Genomic DNA, 14,747 nt, shown 5'->3' with positions numbered 1-14,747 from the left:
CGATCAGAAAAGGGTGGTGGGCTCGGCCGGTGGGCACTGGTGGTCGGTGACGTGGGGGTGGGGGCAGTCCGGGGGGTGCCAGGTGCCGGTCCAGCGGAGGCGGGGCGGGGTGTGGGGGCCCGCCCGGTAGAGGCACCAGATCAGCCGGTTGGGACCGCGTAGGGCGGCCTGTTCGGCGGGGGTGAGCGGCCGCAGGTCGGCGGTGACGGTGAGGGCGGCGGTGCGGCCGACGAGCTGGGTGAGGGTGGGGGCGCGGCAGGCCGGGCAACGGGCGCTGTCCGGCCTGCGCGCCCCGCCCATCAGGCGCTCCGCTGCTCGGATTCGAAGAGGGTGCCGCCGGAGGTGCGCCGGTCGTACATCTCCCGCTGGAGGCCGCGGAGTCGGCCGCCGCTGATCTCGTCCCCGGCGACCTCGATGGAGGTGATCCTCACCTTCACGGAGGGGGCCTTGTCCTCCTCGGGGCCGGGCTCGGTGCGCTCGACGTGGGACAGCTCGACGACGGCCATCCACCGGCCGGCGCGCTGCTTGAACATCTGGGTGGCGAAGGGTTCGAGGGCTTCGGCGACGTCGGTGAGGACCTTGGAGTCGACCTTGACGTCGGCGTCGATGTGGAGGGTCATGCGGCGTGTGCTCCTTGCTGGGCGGGGTGCCCCGGGCAGGTGGCCCGGTGGGTGTGGCGGATGGTCTGGACGAACGCGGTGACCGCGTGGGCGCCGGAGACGGGGCCCTCGGTGGTCTCGCAGAGCAGGCACTCGTACTTCGCGGCGGGCTTCTCGATCCACCGGCCGTCGCGGATCTGCTGGCCAAGGCGGACGGTGAGGGCTCCGGTGATGGTCCTGCCGTCGGGCAGGGGGTAGGCACTCACCTCACGCCCCCGGCGAGCTGAGCGGCGGCCTGCTCGCCGAGGAACCGGGTGTAAGCCGGTGGGATGGCCTCGGTGAGTTCTTCGTGGACGTCGGTCCAGTCGATACCGAGGGCCGCCTGCATCTCGGGCACGGTGGCCTTCCCGCCGCCCTTGCCGTACACCGCGAGGTATTCGCCCTCGTGGAATTGGCCGTGCCTCCAGCCGCGGACACGCCCCTTGTGCGGGGTGTGGGGCAGGCCCATGGGGGTCCAGCCGTGGACCTCGAAGCGGCGGTGCCGCAGGATCGGCAGCCCGAACTGGGTTCCGCACAGGACGATGTCGGGCCGAGCGGCCGAGGTTTCGATCACGAAGGGGCGGCCGGTAGCGAGCATGGCCGCACGCCCGGCTGGCAAGAGGTTGGCGTACTGGTCTCGCAGGTGCGCGTTGGTTCCCCGGGTGATCGCTGCGTCGTACTGGCACGGCCACGAGGCGTGGAGGAAGTCGTACCGGTGGCCGTGGGCGGTGACGTACTCGATGGCGTCGGCCTGGACGAAGTCGTACGGGTAGCGGGGGCGCGGGACGATGTCGACGCCGGTGATGTCGAAGTAGTCCGCGTAGCCGGCTGCGGCGCCGCCAGAGCAGCAGCAGAGGTCAAGGAGAGTGGGCTTCATGCTGCCACCGCCACGACGTCGGGCCACTGGCACTTGGTCAGGACGGCGGTTTCCCGCTCTGGCACCGCGGCGAGCGGGTGGCCGAGGTGGTGCAGCCCCATGGCCATCGCGGTGTACGCGTCGGCCTGGTCGTAGCGGCCGACGCCCTCGGTGTGGTGGCCGAAGCGCTCGGCGACACCAGAGCGGACCTCGCCCTTGGTCGCGTTGCCGCGCCCGGCCGCGTACAGCTTCAGGCAGGACGGCGGGACGACGCCGTACGGGATGCGGTGCCGGTAGCAGTACTGCCGGATGAGGACGCGGAGGCCGGCGAGGTCTTCGTGTCCGGCGAGGGCGCCGTGTCCGTAGGAGGGGCCCTCCATGACGACGAGGTCCGCCTGCTTGATGTAGTCGCCGACGGCCATGGTGAGGAAGTGGAGCCGGTCGTCGCCGCGCCGCTTCGTACGGACGATCTCCGACCACCCGGCCCCGGCGACGCCGGTGCAGGTGAGGGAGAGGTCGAGGCCGATGACGAGGGGGGTGGGCCCTGCGGCCGGGCGGGGGGACAGCCCGGCCGCAGGAGTCGTGACGTCGAACAGGGTGGTCACAGGGCGCCGCCCTTGACCTTGTCGGCCCGGCGTTCCTGCCAGGAGGTGCCGAGATCGAGGTCCGGGTGGTCGAGACCGACGGCCATGTCCAGGCGGGCCTGAAGCGCGCGGCACCGGCGGTCGGCGGCGGCCAGATCGCGGCGCAGCCGTACGACCGCGTACGCGAGGCGCGCGAGGCGCTGCTGGTACCGGGACAGGGCGGCGGTGTACCGGCGGGCGTCGAGGTCGGCATGCCCGGCGACCGTCGACATGCTGGAGACGGCGGCGATCCGGTGCGCCTTCTCGACGTCGCGCTGCTCGACGAGGCGCTCGACTCGCGCCTCCAGCTCGGCGATGCGACGAGTTCGTGTGCTGAACATCAGTTGCCTCCAGCCTGGTACGGAATCAGGGGCCACTCGGTGCGGACGCCGTCGGCCTGGTGCTCCTTACCGGGCGTGCGCCGGAAGTGGTCGGCGAGGCTTTCGGCCTGCTCGCGCGCCCAACCGACCTGCGCGGCGTGCACCTCGTCGAGGCTCTTGCCGCCGATCTGCTGCTTCGTCGACGCGATCCGCCACGCCACCCGGCACGCAGCGATCGCGTCGGCGTCCGCCGAGTGCGCACCGTCGAGGCGAACCTGGTAGGTGCGGCAGAGGTCTTCGAGCTTCCGTCCGCCGCGCCGGTACCGATCGACGGCCTTGTCCAGCACCCGCGGGTCGATCACACGGAGCTCGTCACCGACTCGGTCGGCCAGCGGCATCACCCGGTGCCGGCGCGCCTCGCGGTCGAGGAGGGTGAGGTCGAAGCTGGCGTTCATCGCGACGATCGGGATCCCGGAGAGGACGACCTGCACGAGGGCGGCCACCACCTGCTCGACGACCTGCCCGACGGGCTGACCTTCGGCGCGGGCCTGCTCGGTGGTGATGCCGTGGACCTTCGCGGCGCCCTCGGGGATGTCCACCCCGGGGTCGGCGAGCCAGGTCGCGGACTGGGTGGGGTGCTTGCCGCCGCACTGGACGACGCACGCGGTGACGATGCGGTCCGACTCGACGTCGATGCCGGTGGTTTCCAGGTCGAAGCCGCACATGCGGCCGAGGTGCCAGCTCATGCGCGGGCCCCCTTCAGCGAAGCCAGAAAGCGGCGGAGCGCGGCTGGCGGGGCGGTCGCGGGGAGCTGGCCGCCGTTGGTGCGGGCGAACTCGGACTCGACCTCGTCGGTGGTCATGCCGTGGGCTCCGGCGGCGGCGATGATCTGGAACCAGATCGCCTCGACGTCGTCGTCCTCGACAACCTCCGCCTCCACGGCGCCGTCTTCGTCCGGCACCTGCTCCGGTACGGCCGGGGCCGGGGGCACGTTCGGTGTCGGCTTCGGCTTCAGCGCCTCACCGCGTGCGGTCAAGGTCGCGGCGAGTGCCTCGTCCATGTGCCCGGCGGCCACGGCCTGCCGGTACAGGTCCGCGACCGCACCGGACGTCGTGGCCACAGCAGCGAGTGCGGCGTAGTCCGGGCGCCCGCCGGTGATCGCGACGCGCTCCGGCCCGGACGCGACCGCCGGGGTACCCCCGTTGATCTTTCCGGCCATCAAGGCGGTCGGGGTGATCTCGACGTCCAGGGTGGGGACCATGAACCGGGCCGGGCCTTCGTCGCGCTGGACGAGCTTCTCCTCCATGCCGAGCCACCCGGCGACGTATCCGCCGGCCTGCGCCAGCAGCTCGGCGGCGGGCGGGAGGGTGACCGCGGCGTGGTACCCCTTGGAGACGAGCAGCCACTGGCCGAGCGCGGGGACGTCGCGGAGCATGACGTTGACCCGGGTGGTGATGGCGCACTGCCGGTTGTCGGGGTTGCACATGCACGGCTTGTCGCTCTTGTGCTCGGTCTGTCCATCGCAGCGGCGCAGGCACTTCGACCCGGCGTACAGCTCGTACCACTGCGACACCGCGTCCCGTGGCGGGATCAGGACGGGCAGCCGGTTGGTGGTGGAGAACACCTCGAACTCGGAGGGCCCGCCGTTCGCGGGGGTCCAGGGCTTGACCTCGCCGCCGTACAGCTCGGCGACGGTTGCGAGGATCTCGCGGGACGCCGAGGTGAAGCGGAAGTGGTTGAGCTTCTCCGGACGGAGGATCGGCTTGCCGGTCTTCTGCGAGACGCGGCCGGTGTCCACGGCGCGCCCGAGGCGGATCTCGCCGAGCTGACGCATCCGCATCTGGAGGTCCAGGATGGGCATCAGACGGCCCTCTCTTCAGTGGTGGGGAGGATGAGTGCTTCACCTACGACGGACTTGGCCAACACCCGCTGGAACTCGGCGACCTGCTGGACGTGGAGGAACGCCTCGTACACGTCGTCGCCGCACTTCAGTGGCATCGGCCGGTAGCCCTCCGGCCGGAGGTGAAGAACGATGCCGACGCTGTGCGCCAGGGGCATGGGGATCTGCGTCCCGTCCCGCAGCCACGCCACTTCAGCCCGCCGGTACGCGGACATCTGCGCCCCCGCTTCGGGGTAGACACCCTTCTCGTCGAGCTCGCCGCCGGTCTTGGTGTCCCCGATGAACAGCGTGTCGGCGGGGAGGCCGAGCACGGCAGCGATGCGCGGGGAGCGGAACAGGAAGTCGAGCTTCCCCGCCCATCCGTCGGTGAAGTTTCCGACGGTCATCTCCGATGCCTCGAAGGTGACGTCCCACTCGGCGACGAACCGGAGGAAGTTCTCCAGGTACGGGGCCATCTGCTCGTCGGACAGGAGCGCCTCGGGGAGCGGGTTGCCCAGGACGTGGGCTTCGACGAGGTCGTGGACTGCTCTACCGATTTCGCCGCGCTCGTCCTTCTTGCGGGTGTGGCCCTTGCGGAGCCAGTCGTAGGCGGCCTCCTTGTCCTCGGTGCGCAGGGAGGCGCGGACGAGGGCGGGGAGAGTGGCGAATGCGTCGGCGGCGGTGAGATTGGCGGCCCAGAACACGAGTTGGGGCTTGGGGAAGCCCTGGCCGAGGATGGTGGTGACGCGGCGGAGCTTGATGTCCGTGCCGGGCACGCGGTACCAGCCCTGTGAGGGCTTGGGAATGCGGTCGGCGCCGGTGGGCGCGGGGGCCGGAGGCTTGCGCCTGCGGCCGGCGGCCGGGGCCGAAGCCCCGGCCTGCACGGTGGTCTGCATCAGGCGTCCGCCTTCGCATAGTTCGGGGTGTACGACCGGCGCCCGGCACGGTCGTGCTCGATCAGGTAGCCGATCGCGGCCAGGTGCTGGAGTGCGTGCCGGGCGGCGAGCCGCGTCACCCAGGGGTCGACCTCGGCGGCCAGCCAGTGGTGGGCCTTGCCGGTGGTCCACTCGCCGCCGGCGCCGAGGATGTGGTCGGCGAGACGGCCGAGCCGCTCGTCCACGTCCTTCTCGGGGAGCAGCCAGCGGCCGACCTTGGCCCGGGTCTCCGGGTCGAGGAGCAGGGCGACCGGGGTTCCGTCCTCGGCGATGCACCCGATGGTGAGGAGGGGCTCCTCCTCGAGTGCGGGCTCAATCGCGGTGTCGAAGCGGGACACCACCAGAGGAGTGGCCGTCGCGGCCGAAGCCGTGGCCTTCTCCTCGGCGAGCCGCATCTGAAGCCGGTCCACCTCGGCACGGAGCCGTGCCAGCTCGGACAGCCCGGTCTCGTTGTCGCGAACGGCGCCGCGGCTGAGCTTGTCGGCCATGCTTCCGACGGCTCTGGCTGCGGCCCGGTTCTCACGGTTGGAGACCCCGTACTCAAGGGCCTTCTTCGTGAGCCACGCGATGGTCTGCGCGTCGCGCTCGGCGATGACCTCGGCGCGCAGCATGGCCACGTGGTCGTGGTCGTCGCGGGTGCAGCCCACGGCGATTGCCTCGATCAGGTGCTCGGCGGCGCTCATGCGGCACCGTCCTCGTCCACCGGCGGCATCCCACGTGCAGCCCGATACTCGGCAATCGCAGCAGAGCAGCAGTAGGGCTCGCCCTCGGCGCTGTACCGGTCCTGCCGATTCGCAGCAACGGCCGCCTTCTCGGCGGTCAGCGCGTCGTACGTCAGGCCGCACAGGGTGCAGATGGTGACCTCGTCGCCAGTGAACGCGATGTCGATCCCGTTGCCCCACATGTCGCGGATGAACTGCTGCACCGCAGGCATGATCTCGTCGCGCAGCGTCGCCGTCTCGGACGCGTGGTCGGCAGGCGTCCAGTGGCGACCGGAGCGCGGGGTGATGACCAGCAGGCCGTTAATTTCCACGGTCTTCTTCACGCGACACCGTCCAGACGCTGCACGGCCTTCGGCTGGCCGATCTCCTGGAGCCGGTTCGCGAGCCGCAGCACCTGCACCCCGTACACCGGGATGCGACCGCCGTCGACCAGCTCGGCGAGAAGGGTCTCCACGCAGGTGTCCCGCTGGTGCCCGGCATGCGAGTCAGGCCCCTGATGGCCGGCCGACCGGTCCAGCCCGGCGATGTGCCGGAGGTCGTCGAGGACCGACTGCCCGTCCTCCTCGGCCGCGTGGGCGAGGGAGACGATCAGGGTGTGGAGGTAGTGCGAGATGTCGAGCGTGGCCCCGGCGGGGATCGCCTCGACGTGGATGCGGAACGGTCCGTCCACGGTGGGCATACGGTCCTCGGTCATCGGTTCCCCCGGTGGGTCATGTCGTAGTGGGTGTCGTCGAGGCCGAGCGCGCAGAACGCGACGAGCACGGCCAGCGACACGACGGCGAGGATCTGGAGGACGATCACGAGGCGTCACCCCGCTGACGGGCCAGCAGCTCCCGGAGCCTGGCCACCCGCGGGCTGAGCTCCTCCGCGCTGACGGCGGCCATGCGCTGATGGAACTCACAGACGGGGCACGGCATGTCGTGCTCGTGGCCCGCCCCGCAGGTCCCGCAGGTCTGGATCGGCGACGGGGTCACGGCCTCCAGCTCGGCGACCCGGGCCCGCAGCGCGGCCAACTCGGCGCCGGTCTCCGGGTCCTGGAGGAGCTGCGCCGAGTCCAGCGCGCACGCGATCCCCGCGGCCGTCTGCCGGCCCTGCTCCATCGCGGCCTGAATCACGCCGGCCGCGCTGTTCACACGGTGCGCGTTCACGCGGTCACCGCCGTCGGCACCCCGGACCACGCGTGGACCTGGACTCCGGAGACCACGCCGTCGGCGCGGACCTCGGGACGGCCGTCGGCACGCATGGTCTCGGACACGACGAGCTTGAAGGTCTCGCCGAAGAGGCGGACCGCGTCGGGCTCCTCGAAGAAGTGGAGCATCAACTCCAGCCGGTTCACGGACCACGGCATGCAGCGCGTCTCTAGCGCGGTCGGGATGACCGGCGAGGCGCTCATGATGTGCTCGGCGACCGACAGGGCGGCCATGTGCCCGTCCCGTTGGGCGGTCTCCGTGGAGACCTCGCTGACGGGAGCGACTAAATTGATCGTCACGGTGTCCTCGCTTCTGCAATGGGTGAGGTACTGCCGAGGGGCTGCTGTGGACCTGGACCGTCCGCGCGGCCCCGACTTCGTGGTGGATCAGGCGATGCGGACCGGGGCGCCCCGGGGCGGCAGCGGCTTGAGCTGCGCCAGCGGGTGAGCGGCGGTCGTCGCGGGAGCAGCAACGGTGAGGGCGAGCGGCCCGGACGTCGGCTCGTGGTGGAACAGCTCGTCGATGCGGTCGAGGTCGGCGTCCGTGAAGGTCACGACACGGCCGCGCTTCGAATGCGGGAGCTTCTTGATGTGTCGGCGGAGCCACGTCTCCTCGACGCGGAGGATGGCGGCCGCCTCGGGGTAGGTGTGGCGCTTCATGCCGGTACCGCTTCCGGGTCGTACGCCGGAGCGGGGACTGCGCGGCCGACCGGCGCCCAGAGGACCAGATGGTCGACTCCCAGCCGCCTGGCAATTGCCAATGCCTCGGTGTGCGCGGCGGTCTTCCGCTCTCCGGTGCGCAGGTGCCCGATCTTGCTCGGGTGCACTCCCGTGGCCTCGGCCAGTTCTCGGACGCTGATCTCCGAGCCGTCACCGGTTCGCTCCATGAGGAGGACCAGCAGGTCAGGGCTGACGAGGAGATCACGTTCCTCAATGGCAGGCATGTATCACCTCCGTGAACAGAGTGTGCGTTTCTGTGAACAAGAGCGACAGTACACCGCCGTAGACGAACTGTCTACGTGCGTGAACAAGCGACGCGAATGCGCCTCACACCCCGTGCGCTCTATCGCACCCGGGGCGTTTCCGTAGACACTTTGTCCGGGGGCGTGGACAGGCGGGTGCGATGATCAGGGCGTATATGCAGGACGCCCCACGCGCCACGTAGACACCAGTCGTGCGACAGGGGAGCGAGCAGGCAGGATGAGCCTCATGGCTGAGCAGGTACAGAGGACGCAATTGGGTGACCTGGTACGCCGTCGTCGCGCCGAGCTGGGCATCAGTCTTCGCGCAGTGTCGGAGGGAGCGTTCGACCGGCAGACGGGCGAGCAGGCCAAGTACGGATGGATCTCCAAGCTGGAGAACGGCAAGCCGACGGACGCCCCATCGGCGCCGATGCTGAGGGCGCTCGCGGCCGGCCTGGAGTTGCCGCTCAGGGTCGTGCAGGAAGCGGCCGCGGCGCAGTACCTCGGCATGGGGGAGGTGCGTTCCGAAGACGGGACGGCGCGGCTGCTGATCGCCCGAATCGAAGAGATGGACCCGGAAGACGTACGCCAGTTGGCCGCCATTGCGGAAACGTTCGCAACTCGGGGCAAGGGTTAACCCTGCGTCAGGGCTGATACTACTTTTGACTACTTACGGGTTAACCCTGGTCACGATGTGGTCCGTGTGGCAACGTAGTTGATCCGCCTGGGGGGCGAATCGGTAGGCTCAGTGCATCCGTGCGCTCGAACAAGCGCACGATTATTGATGCACCCGTGCAAGGGGGCTCGATGGCGGACAGCACGCAGGCTCACGTACGTATCGAACTCGTCGACACCCTGCCAGGTGGACGGACCTGCTTCCCAGCAGAAAACGATCAAGGCGAGTTCACCTGGCTGATCCTCCGCTCGGAGATGACCGAGCGACTGGCCGACGAGATGGCCGAGTACCTGAACTTCCTCGTCGGTGAAGCCCGGCGGTGGACGCAGAACTGGGACGGCCCCGCGGGGGAGCCGCCCCAGATCAAGAGAGCGTCGTAGCCGCCGGATCACACCACCCGCCTCAGCCCAGACCCCGCTGGGGCGGTACCCATCGCAGCCTCGACCGCCGCCGTGATCTCTCCGTCCAGGGCGCGTACGAGGTGTCCGTACCGGTCAACTGTCGTTGTGATCGACTCGTGGCCCAGCCGGATCTGGATCGCCGGAAGCGGGATGTTCGCGCCGATCAGCCACGACACGTGAGTGTGCCGCAGGTCGTGCAGGCGCGGCTTCTTCGTGAGGCCCTTCTTCGTGGCCTCCTTGATCGCCCGCTCCCACTTCCGGTGGTAGAAATTGGAGTGCCGCCACGCCTTGCCCTGGCCGCCACGGAAGATGAAGTCCTCCGGGCCCCGGCCGGCCATGTGCCTGCGCAGCATGTCCATCTGCGCCGCGGTCAGGGCCAGTACCCGGCGGGCCTTCTTCGTCTTGGGTGGGCCGATCTCGAAGGTGTTGTCCTCCTGCCGCTTCCATGCGCGCTGGACGCTGACGGTCCCGGTGCGGAGGTTCACGTCCCGCGTCTGAAGTGCAGACGCTTCGCCCCAGCGCATGCCGGTGCCCACGAGCCAGTCGCAGAGGTCGGCCGCGGCCGGGTCGAACTCGCGCATCTCGCCGACGATCCGCGCGTACTCGTCGTGCTCCAGGAACGTCATCTCCTCCTCGGTCCCGGAGTCCGTGCGGGGAAGGCTGGTCTTCGCGCACGGGTTGGTGGCGCGGATCGGTGGCGTCGCGTCCAGCGCGGCCTGGAAAATGCACCAGAGGAGCCCGTGGCGGTTGGCGATGGACTTGGGGCTGGCCTTGCGCCACAGGGTCCGTGAGGGGTCGTCAGGGTCCTGGACGGTGGTCTCCTGCGCGCGGACCCAGTCGGTCACGTCGTCCTGCGTCACGTTGCACAGGGTGGCCGGCGCGCGGGCGCCGGAACGGTCGGTGTGGACGAGGCCGCCGTACGTCATCACGGACCCGTCGCGTCGGGTGTGTGTGGCCGGCGCGAAGTGGTTGTTGATGTCGCGCTTGTAGTCCTTGCGGGTGCGCTCGTCGATCCCGGTGAGCCGGTCGGCGTAGCGGTGCGCCCACTCCGTGAAAGGGACGTCGTCGGGGTTGGTGTCTGGCTCGACGAAGCCGCGCCCGCGTACCCAGCCGTGCGGCCAGGTGCCGCCATGGGCCTCGACGAGCTTCTTGAAGGACTCCGCGGAGTCGATGTCCCCGAAGCGCTCGGACTGCCAGGCGCCGCCCTCGCGCCACTTCACCTGGAAGGTGCTGTCGCCGCCCTTCTTGGGGCGTTTCACGATGCTTGCCATGGGGCGAGAGTAGGACTCAGATCACATGATCGGTTCCCGTTGTGTTCCCAAGACCCGAAAACAGATCAAGGGCTGACCTGTTTTACGAGGTCAGCCCTTGATCATTCAGGGTGAGTGACGGGACTTGAACCCGCGGCCACCTGGACCACAACCAGGTGCTCTACCAACTGAGCTACACCCACCATGACCGGTCTTCTTGCTGCGTTCTTCCGACCGGCTGAGAAAAAGTGTACAGGGTTCGCGGGGGTGCTCGCGCCCAGGTTTTCCGGGGCCCGCGGCGGGGCCCCCTCAACCTCCTACTTGCCCCCCTCACCAGGGATGACGTACTTGGCCGCGATCTGCTTCGCGGTGTCCGAGTCCGGTCCCGGCCGCGGTACGAAGACCGCCTCCCGGTAGTAGCGCAGCTCCGCGATCGAATCGCGGATGTCGGCCAGCGCCCGGTGGTTCCCGTTCTTGTCCGGACTGTTGAAGTACGCCCGCGGGAACCAGCGCCGCGCGAGCTCCTTCACCGAGGACACGTCGACGATCCGGTAGTGGAGGTAACCCTCCAGCTCCTTCATGTCCCGCGCCAGGAAGCCGCGGTCGGTGCCCACGGAGTTCCCGCACAGCGGGGCCTTCCCGGGTTCCTTCACGTGCTCCTTGACGTACGCGAGGACCTGCTCCTCGGCGTCGGCCAGCGTCGTCCCGCCCGCCAGCTCGTCCAGCAGCCCGGAGGAGGTGTGCATCTGCCGCACGATCTCCGGCATGGTCTCCAGGGCGGCGTCCGGCGGGCGGATCACGATGTCCACGCCGTCGCCGAGCACGTTGAGCTCCGAGTCGGTGACCAGTGCGGCCACCTCGATAAGTGCGTCGTCCGTCAGCGAGAGCCCGGTCATCTCGCAGTCGATCCACACCATGCGATCGTTCATGCGCCTCACCCTACGGGGCGCCCGGACCTCCCGGGACTGCGCGGTGCGCCCCGGGCCCCGCCGGGCCCGCCCCGGCGGAGGCGGACCGGAGGCGGACCGGGGACGGGCCCGTACCGGGCCCGCCCCCGGCCTCCGCCGTGTCAGCCGCGCCGGGCGTACGCCTCGGGCTTGCCCGGCTCGGACGCCGCGGCGGAGGCCCCCAGGGACAGCGAGGCCGAGGCGGCGGCCGCCCGCCGCACCTGCTGCGGCACGGCCTCCGTGAGGGGCGCGCCCAGCGACACCGCGTCGCCCGCGGGCCGCCGGGCCCGGTAGGCGGCCCGGTACGCGGCGGGGGAGGACCCCAACTGCCGCCGGAAGTGCCCGCGCAGCGCCACCGGAGAACGGAACCCGCACCGCCCGGCGACCTCGTCGACCGAGTAGTCGGAGGTCTCCAGGAGCCGCTGCGCCTGGAGCACCCGCTGGGTGATCAGCCACTGCAGTGGAGCGCTCCCAGTGAGCGACCTGAAGCGCCGGTCGAAGGTCCGCCGGCTCATGTACGCCCGTGCGGCGAGCGTCTCCACGTCGAACTGTTCGTGCAGGTGCTCCAGTGCCCAGGCGACGACCTCCGCGAGCGGATCCGCCCCGATCTCCTCGGGTAAAGACCGGTCGAGGTAGCGCTCCTGACCGCCGGTGCGCCGGGGCGGCACGACCAGCCGGCGCGCCAGCGCGCCCGCGGCCTCCGTTCCGTGGTCCGTGCGCACGATGTGCAGGCACAGGTCGATCCCGGCGGCGGTGCCCGCCGACGTCAGCACGTCGCCGTCGTCGACGAACAGCTCCCGCGGATCGACGTGCACCGACGGATAGCGCTTGGCGAGCGTCGGCGCGTACATCCAGTGCGTGGTGGCGGGCCGGCCGTCGAGCAGGCCGGCGGCGGCGAGCACGAAGGCCCCCGTGCACAGCCCGACGATCCGGGCGCCCTCCTCGTGCGCGCGGCGCAGCGCCTCCAGCGCCTCCGCCGGCGGCGGCGAGGTGATGGAGCGCCACGCCGGCACGACGACCGTTCCGGCGCGGCTCATCGCCTCCAGGCCGTAGGGCGCGGAGAGTTCGAGTCCCCCTGTGGTCCGCAGGGGTCCTTCCTCGCCGGCGCACACCAGCAGCCGGTAGCGCGGAACGCCCGCGTCCTGGCGGTCGATGCCGAACACCGAGAGCGGAATGGAGCTCTCGAAGATGGGCCCCCCGCTGAAAAGCAGCACCGCTACGATCTCCCGGCGGCGGCGCCCGGAGAGCTTCCGGGCGGCCTCCGGCGGTGCGGCCAAGTCCTGGCTCATGGCGCTAAGCCCCCCTCGCTGGTCGCGGCTCCCTGTTCGTGACGGGCCTGTCGCTCCTGCACACTGCTCCTCGAAGTCGCAGTCCCTCTAGGTCCTGCACGGTTCCCCCGCCGTCGAATAACCCATGATCGAATCTACTGTGTTGCATGGCGCCGCCGTGACAAGTTCCCCGAGCGCCGCTATGTCGACATGGCAACTTGGCGTGAAGCATTCGATCAGGAAGCGTTCCACTCCCGAGCGCCGCAGGGAAGTGCGCCTCTCACTCATGGCCCGTCCCCGTAGGGTGCGCGGGCCGCCTGCGGTCCTTTCTTCCCTGGTGGCACCAGGGTTGGCGGGCCATTTCGCCAAGGGTACGGATGGCCGGAGAAGTTGGCTGAAAAACTACGGGCGCGCATGTGCGATCCCGTCACTCACCCGACGCACGAGCCCGCTCAGAGGGCGGGATTCCGTTGATTCTTCACGCATTGTTCTCGATGCGGGCTCGAGTGGATCTCCAGTGGAACTCGGCTGGGACTCGACCGAAACCAGGCTGTTGGGCAGACGTCCGCCGGACAGCTCCTACCGGCCGCCGCGATGCGCCCCGGAGCCGGTGCGGCTGTGCCGTCCGCGGTGGGTGCCCGTCTGGAGTTCCTCGGCCGCCGCGCGGGCCGCGAGCCGCTCGGAGCGGCGCAGCAGGAACCGGCAGACGGCGGTGACTCCGCCGAGCCCCACCGCCGCGAGCGCGGCACCGCCGGGCGGGGCTCCGTACCCGAGGAGGACGAGGGGGACGAGCAGACAGCTGAAGGCCGCCCAGCGGACGAGATCCGCCACCGAGCGGGAGACGGCCGCCGGTGAGGAATCCGTACCGGCGGACCAGTGGTCCCCCGGGGGGCCGGAGGGCGCGTGCGTGGCGTGGGGGATGTGAGGGGAGTGGGAACTGCGGGGATCGTGGGTGTCGTGGGACACATGCGTTTCGTGCGCGCCATGGGGGCCGTGGGCGTCGTGGGGCGCATGGGTTTCGTGCGTGCCGTGGGCCCGGTGCGTCCCGAGCGCCCTGTGCGTCCCGTGCGCCGTGTGTGTCCCCTGCGCCCCCTGCGCTCCGTGGGAGGGGTCGTACGGAGAGGGGAAGGGCAAGGGGCCGGGCACGGGGCGACCTCCTCCGGGGAGCGGGGCGGAGCCTGACCAACGAACGGGTCACCCGTACGGTCACGTTCCGCGGCGTCCGTACGGACCAGCGGCAGACGCCTGTACGGGGCAGCGGGCATTGCGGTACGGCCCCACGTCGTGCATGCTCCAGGAACCCCGCGGCCAAGTGGGGGCTGGGCAGTGGAGGAGTGCGGTCGTACCCTTGGGGGTATGGGCCCGGGAAGACGATTCCCGGACAGCTCCGCCGCCGCGGGGCCGCCGCCCGTCCCGCCGCACCAGTTGTTCCGCCGTCCCTTCCACCCGCTCCTTATGTCAGCTCCCTGAGGATTCAGACGCCGAGACACCGATGGCCGGTCACGAAACTCCCGAACCCGCGGACCGCAAGCAGGTCGCCGATCCCCGCGCCGAGCACGGCGCGGAACGCGGCGGCGACCTCTACGCGCTGGCAGAGCCGCGACACTCCTGCGATCCCGCCTTCCGGCACGGTGTCGTCGTCGGCTTCGACGGCTCCACCTCCAGCGAGCGGGCCCTCGCCTACGCCATCGGCATGGCCCGCCGGCTCGGCCAGGGGCTGATCATCGTCCACGTCGCCAACCGGCTGCCGACCACCGTGTGGGCGGGCTGCGAGCCCCCGGTCTTCGTGGACGTCCCCGACCACCGCACCGAGGTCCTCGGACTCGAACTGGCCTGCGCGGACTACCTCGCCGAGGTGCCGTGGATCCTGGTCGAGCGGGGCGGCGACATCTGCCACGAGCTGGAGGAGGTCGGCCGCGAGTACGAGGCCGACGCGATCGTGGTGGGCTCGACCCAGGGCATCGTCGGGCGGCTCTTCGGCTCGGTCGCGGGACGGCTGGCCAAGCGGGCGCAGCGGCCGGTCGTGGTCATTCCGTGACGGTTCCTCAGGAGGCGTCCCCTGCCCGGCGGTCGGCGGCTCC

At 70.5% G+C, this 14,747-nt stretch carries 23 protein-coding genes and 1 tRNA gene; 3 read left to right on the top strand and 21 right to left on the bottom strand.

From position 1 onward, the window contains the following. Nucleotides 1-3 precede the first annotated feature (3 nt). The 16 genes from ACZ56L_RS15425 to ACZ56L_RS15350 form a co-directional block, all read right to left on the bottom strand. Complete coding sequence (locus ACZ56L_RS15425) at nucleotides 4-300, bottom strand: hypothetical protein (RefSeq protein WP_471064385.1); 297 nt, start codon at nucleotides 298-300, stop codon at nucleotides 4-6. Beyond that, nucleotides 300-620, bottom strand: a complete 321-nt coding sequence (locus tag ACZ56L_RS15420; RefSeq protein ID WP_471064383.1) for a hypothetical protein — start codon at nucleotides 618-620, stop codon at nucleotides 300-302. The genes ACZ56L_RS15425 and ACZ56L_RS15420 overlap by 1 nt, the downstream gene beginning before the upstream one ends. After that, the gene (locus ACZ56L_RS15415; RefSeq protein ID WP_471064381.1) at nucleotides 617-865 is read right to left on the bottom strand and encodes a hypothetical protein; all 249 of its coding nucleotides are present in this window, start codon (nucleotides 863-865) and stop codon (nucleotides 617-619) included. The genes ACZ56L_RS15420 and ACZ56L_RS15415 overlap by 4 nt, the downstream gene beginning before the upstream one ends. Further along, on the bottom strand, nucleotides 862-1,515 hold the full coding sequence (locus tag ACZ56L_RS15410) for a class I SAM-dependent methyltransferase (protein WP_471064379.1): 654 nt from the start codon (nucleotides 1,513-1,515) through the stop codon (nucleotides 862-864). The genes ACZ56L_RS15415 and ACZ56L_RS15410 overlap by 4 nt, the downstream gene beginning before the upstream one ends. Beyond that, nucleotides 1,512-2,099 (bottom strand): hypothetical protein, encoded by a 588-nt coding sequence (locus ACZ56L_RS15405; RefSeq protein WP_471064377.1) that lies wholly within the window; start codon nucleotides 2,097-2,099, stop codon nucleotides 1,512-1,514. The genes ACZ56L_RS15410 and ACZ56L_RS15405 overlap by 4 nt, the downstream gene beginning before the upstream one ends. After that, entirely contained in the window at nucleotides 2,096-2,458 is a 363-nt protein-coding gene (locus ACZ56L_RS15400) for a hypothetical protein (protein WP_471064375.1), read from the bottom strand. The genes ACZ56L_RS15405 and ACZ56L_RS15400 overlap by 4 nt, the downstream gene beginning before the upstream one ends. Beyond that, entirely contained in the window at nucleotides 2,458-3,183 is a 726-nt protein-coding gene (locus ACZ56L_RS15395) for an exonuclease domain-containing protein (RefSeq protein WP_471064373.1), read from the bottom strand. The genes ACZ56L_RS15400 and ACZ56L_RS15395 overlap by 1 nt, the downstream gene beginning before the upstream one ends. Next, nucleotides 3,180-4,298, bottom strand: coding sequence for a recombination directionality factor (locus tag ACZ56L_RS15390; RefSeq protein WP_471064371.1), 1,119 nt, complete (start codon nucleotides 4,296-4,298; stop codon nucleotides 3,180-3,182). The genes ACZ56L_RS15395 and ACZ56L_RS15390 overlap by 4 nt, the downstream gene beginning before the upstream one ends. Beyond that, nucleotides 4,298-5,212 (bottom strand): hypothetical protein, encoded by a 915-nt coding sequence (locus ACZ56L_RS15385; RefSeq protein ID WP_471064369.1) that lies wholly within the window; start codon nucleotides 5,210-5,212, stop codon nucleotides 4,298-4,300. The genes ACZ56L_RS15390 and ACZ56L_RS15385 overlap by 1 nt, the downstream gene beginning before the upstream one ends. Beyond that, nucleotides 5,212-5,934: a hypothetical protein gene (locus ACZ56L_RS15380; protein WP_471064368.1), complete on the bottom strand. Its 723-nt coding sequence runs from the start codon at nucleotides 5,932-5,934 to the stop codon at nucleotides 5,212-5,214. The genes ACZ56L_RS15385 and ACZ56L_RS15380 overlap by 1 nt, the downstream gene beginning before the upstream one ends. After that, on the bottom strand, nucleotides 5,931-6,296 hold the full coding sequence (locus ACZ56L_RS15375) for a hypothetical protein (protein WP_471064366.1): 366 nt from the start codon (nucleotides 6,294-6,296) through the stop codon (nucleotides 5,931-5,933). Before ACZ56L_RS15375 ends, ACZ56L_RS15380 begins: the two co-directional genes overlap by 4 nt. Further along, nucleotides 6,293-6,667: a hypothetical protein gene (locus tag ACZ56L_RS15370; RefSeq protein ID WP_471064364.1), complete on the bottom strand. Its 375-nt coding sequence runs from the start codon at nucleotides 6,665-6,667 to the stop codon at nucleotides 6,293-6,295. The genes ACZ56L_RS15375 and ACZ56L_RS15370 overlap by 4 nt, the downstream gene beginning before the upstream one ends. A 103-nt stretch (nucleotides 6,668-6,770) precedes the next feature. Beyond that, nucleotides 6,771-7,121, bottom strand: coding sequence for a hypothetical protein (locus tag ACZ56L_RS15365; RefSeq protein WP_471064362.1), 351 nt, complete (start codon nucleotides 7,119-7,121; stop codon nucleotides 6,771-6,773). Next, on the bottom strand, nucleotides 7,118-7,462 hold the full coding sequence (locus tag ACZ56L_RS15360) for a hypothetical protein (RefSeq protein ID WP_471064360.1): 345 nt from the start codon (nucleotides 7,460-7,462) through the stop codon (nucleotides 7,118-7,120). Before ACZ56L_RS15360 ends, ACZ56L_RS15365 begins: the two co-directional genes overlap by 4 nt. An 87-nt stretch (nucleotides 7,463-7,549) precedes the next feature. Then, nucleotides 7,550-7,822 (bottom strand): helix-turn-helix domain-containing protein, encoded by a 273-nt coding sequence (locus tag ACZ56L_RS15355; RefSeq protein WP_471064358.1) that lies wholly within the window; start codon nucleotides 7,820-7,822, stop codon nucleotides 7,550-7,552. Further along, nucleotides 7,819-8,106 (bottom strand): helix-turn-helix domain-containing protein, encoded by a 288-nt coding sequence (locus ACZ56L_RS15350; RefSeq protein ID WP_471064356.1) that lies wholly within the window; start codon nucleotides 8,104-8,106, stop codon nucleotides 7,819-7,821. Before ACZ56L_RS15350 ends, ACZ56L_RS15355 begins: the two co-directional genes overlap by 4 nt. 265 nt (nucleotides 8,107-8,371) lie before the next feature. On the opposite strand from ACZ56L_RS15350, the gene ACZ56L_RS15345 reads away from it, so the two are divergent. Both ACZ56L_RS15345 and ACZ56L_RS15340 read left to right on the top strand, forming a co-directional pair. Then, nucleotides 8,372-8,761, top strand: coding sequence for a helix-turn-helix domain-containing protein (locus ACZ56L_RS15345; protein WP_471064354.1), 390 nt, complete (start codon nucleotides 8,372-8,374; stop codon nucleotides 8,759-8,761). A 119-nt stretch (nucleotides 8,762-8,880) separates the two neighbouring features. Further along, nucleotides 8,881-9,180, top strand: a complete 300-nt coding sequence (locus ACZ56L_RS15340) for a hypothetical protein (protein ID WP_471064352.1) — start codon at nucleotides 8,881-8,883, stop codon at nucleotides 9,178-9,180. A gap of 8 nt (nucleotides 9,181-9,188) precedes the next feature. Here ACZ56L_RS15340 and ACZ56L_RS15335 read toward each other — a convergent pair whose 3' ends face one another. From ACZ56L_RS15335 to ACZ56L_RS15315, 5 genes are all read right to left on the bottom strand, one after another. Next, nucleotides 9,189-10,472: a tyrosine-type recombinase/integrase gene (locus ACZ56L_RS15335; protein ID WP_471064350.1), complete on the bottom strand. Its 1,284-nt coding sequence runs from the start codon at nucleotides 10,470-10,472 to the stop codon at nucleotides 9,189-9,191. 109 nt (nucleotides 10,473-10,581) lie between these two features. After that, nucleotides 10,582-10,654: transfer RNA gene (locus tag ACZ56L_RS15330), tRNA-His, on the bottom strand. Between the two features lie 114 nt (nucleotides 10,655-10,768). Further along, nucleotides 10,769-11,380: an oligoribonuclease gene (gene orn / locus ACZ56L_RS15325; protein ID WP_345222744.1), complete on the bottom strand. Its 612-nt coding sequence runs from the start codon at nucleotides 11,378-11,380 to the stop codon at nucleotides 10,769-10,771. A 140-nt stretch (nucleotides 11,381-11,520) separates the two neighbouring features. Beyond that, nucleotides 11,521-12,687 carry a helix-turn-helix domain-containing protein gene (locus tag ACZ56L_RS15320; protein ID WP_345222745.1) on the bottom strand — a complete coding sequence of 389 codons (1,167 nt, stop codon included), beginning with the start codon at nucleotides 12,685-12,687 and terminating at the stop codon, nucleotides 11,521-11,523. A gap of 558 nt (nucleotides 12,688-13,245) precedes the next feature. Continuing rightward, nucleotides 13,246-13,632 (bottom strand): hypothetical protein, encoded by a 387-nt coding sequence (locus ACZ56L_RS15315; RefSeq protein ID WP_471064348.1) that lies wholly within the window; start codon nucleotides 13,630-13,632, stop codon nucleotides 13,246-13,248. Nucleotides 13,633-14,158: 526 nt separating this feature from the next. On the opposite strand from ACZ56L_RS15315, the gene ACZ56L_RS15310 reads away from it, so the two are divergent. After that, entirely contained in the window at nucleotides 14,159-14,704 is a 546-nt protein-coding gene (locus ACZ56L_RS15310; RefSeq protein WP_345222748.1) for a universal stress protein, read from the top strand. Nucleotides 14,705-14,747: the final 43 nt, after the last annotated feature.

It is taken from the genome of Streptomyces sp. NPDC039736 (assembly GCF_055596485.1).
This window is presented reverse-complemented; position numbering and strand designations above follow the sequence as displayed.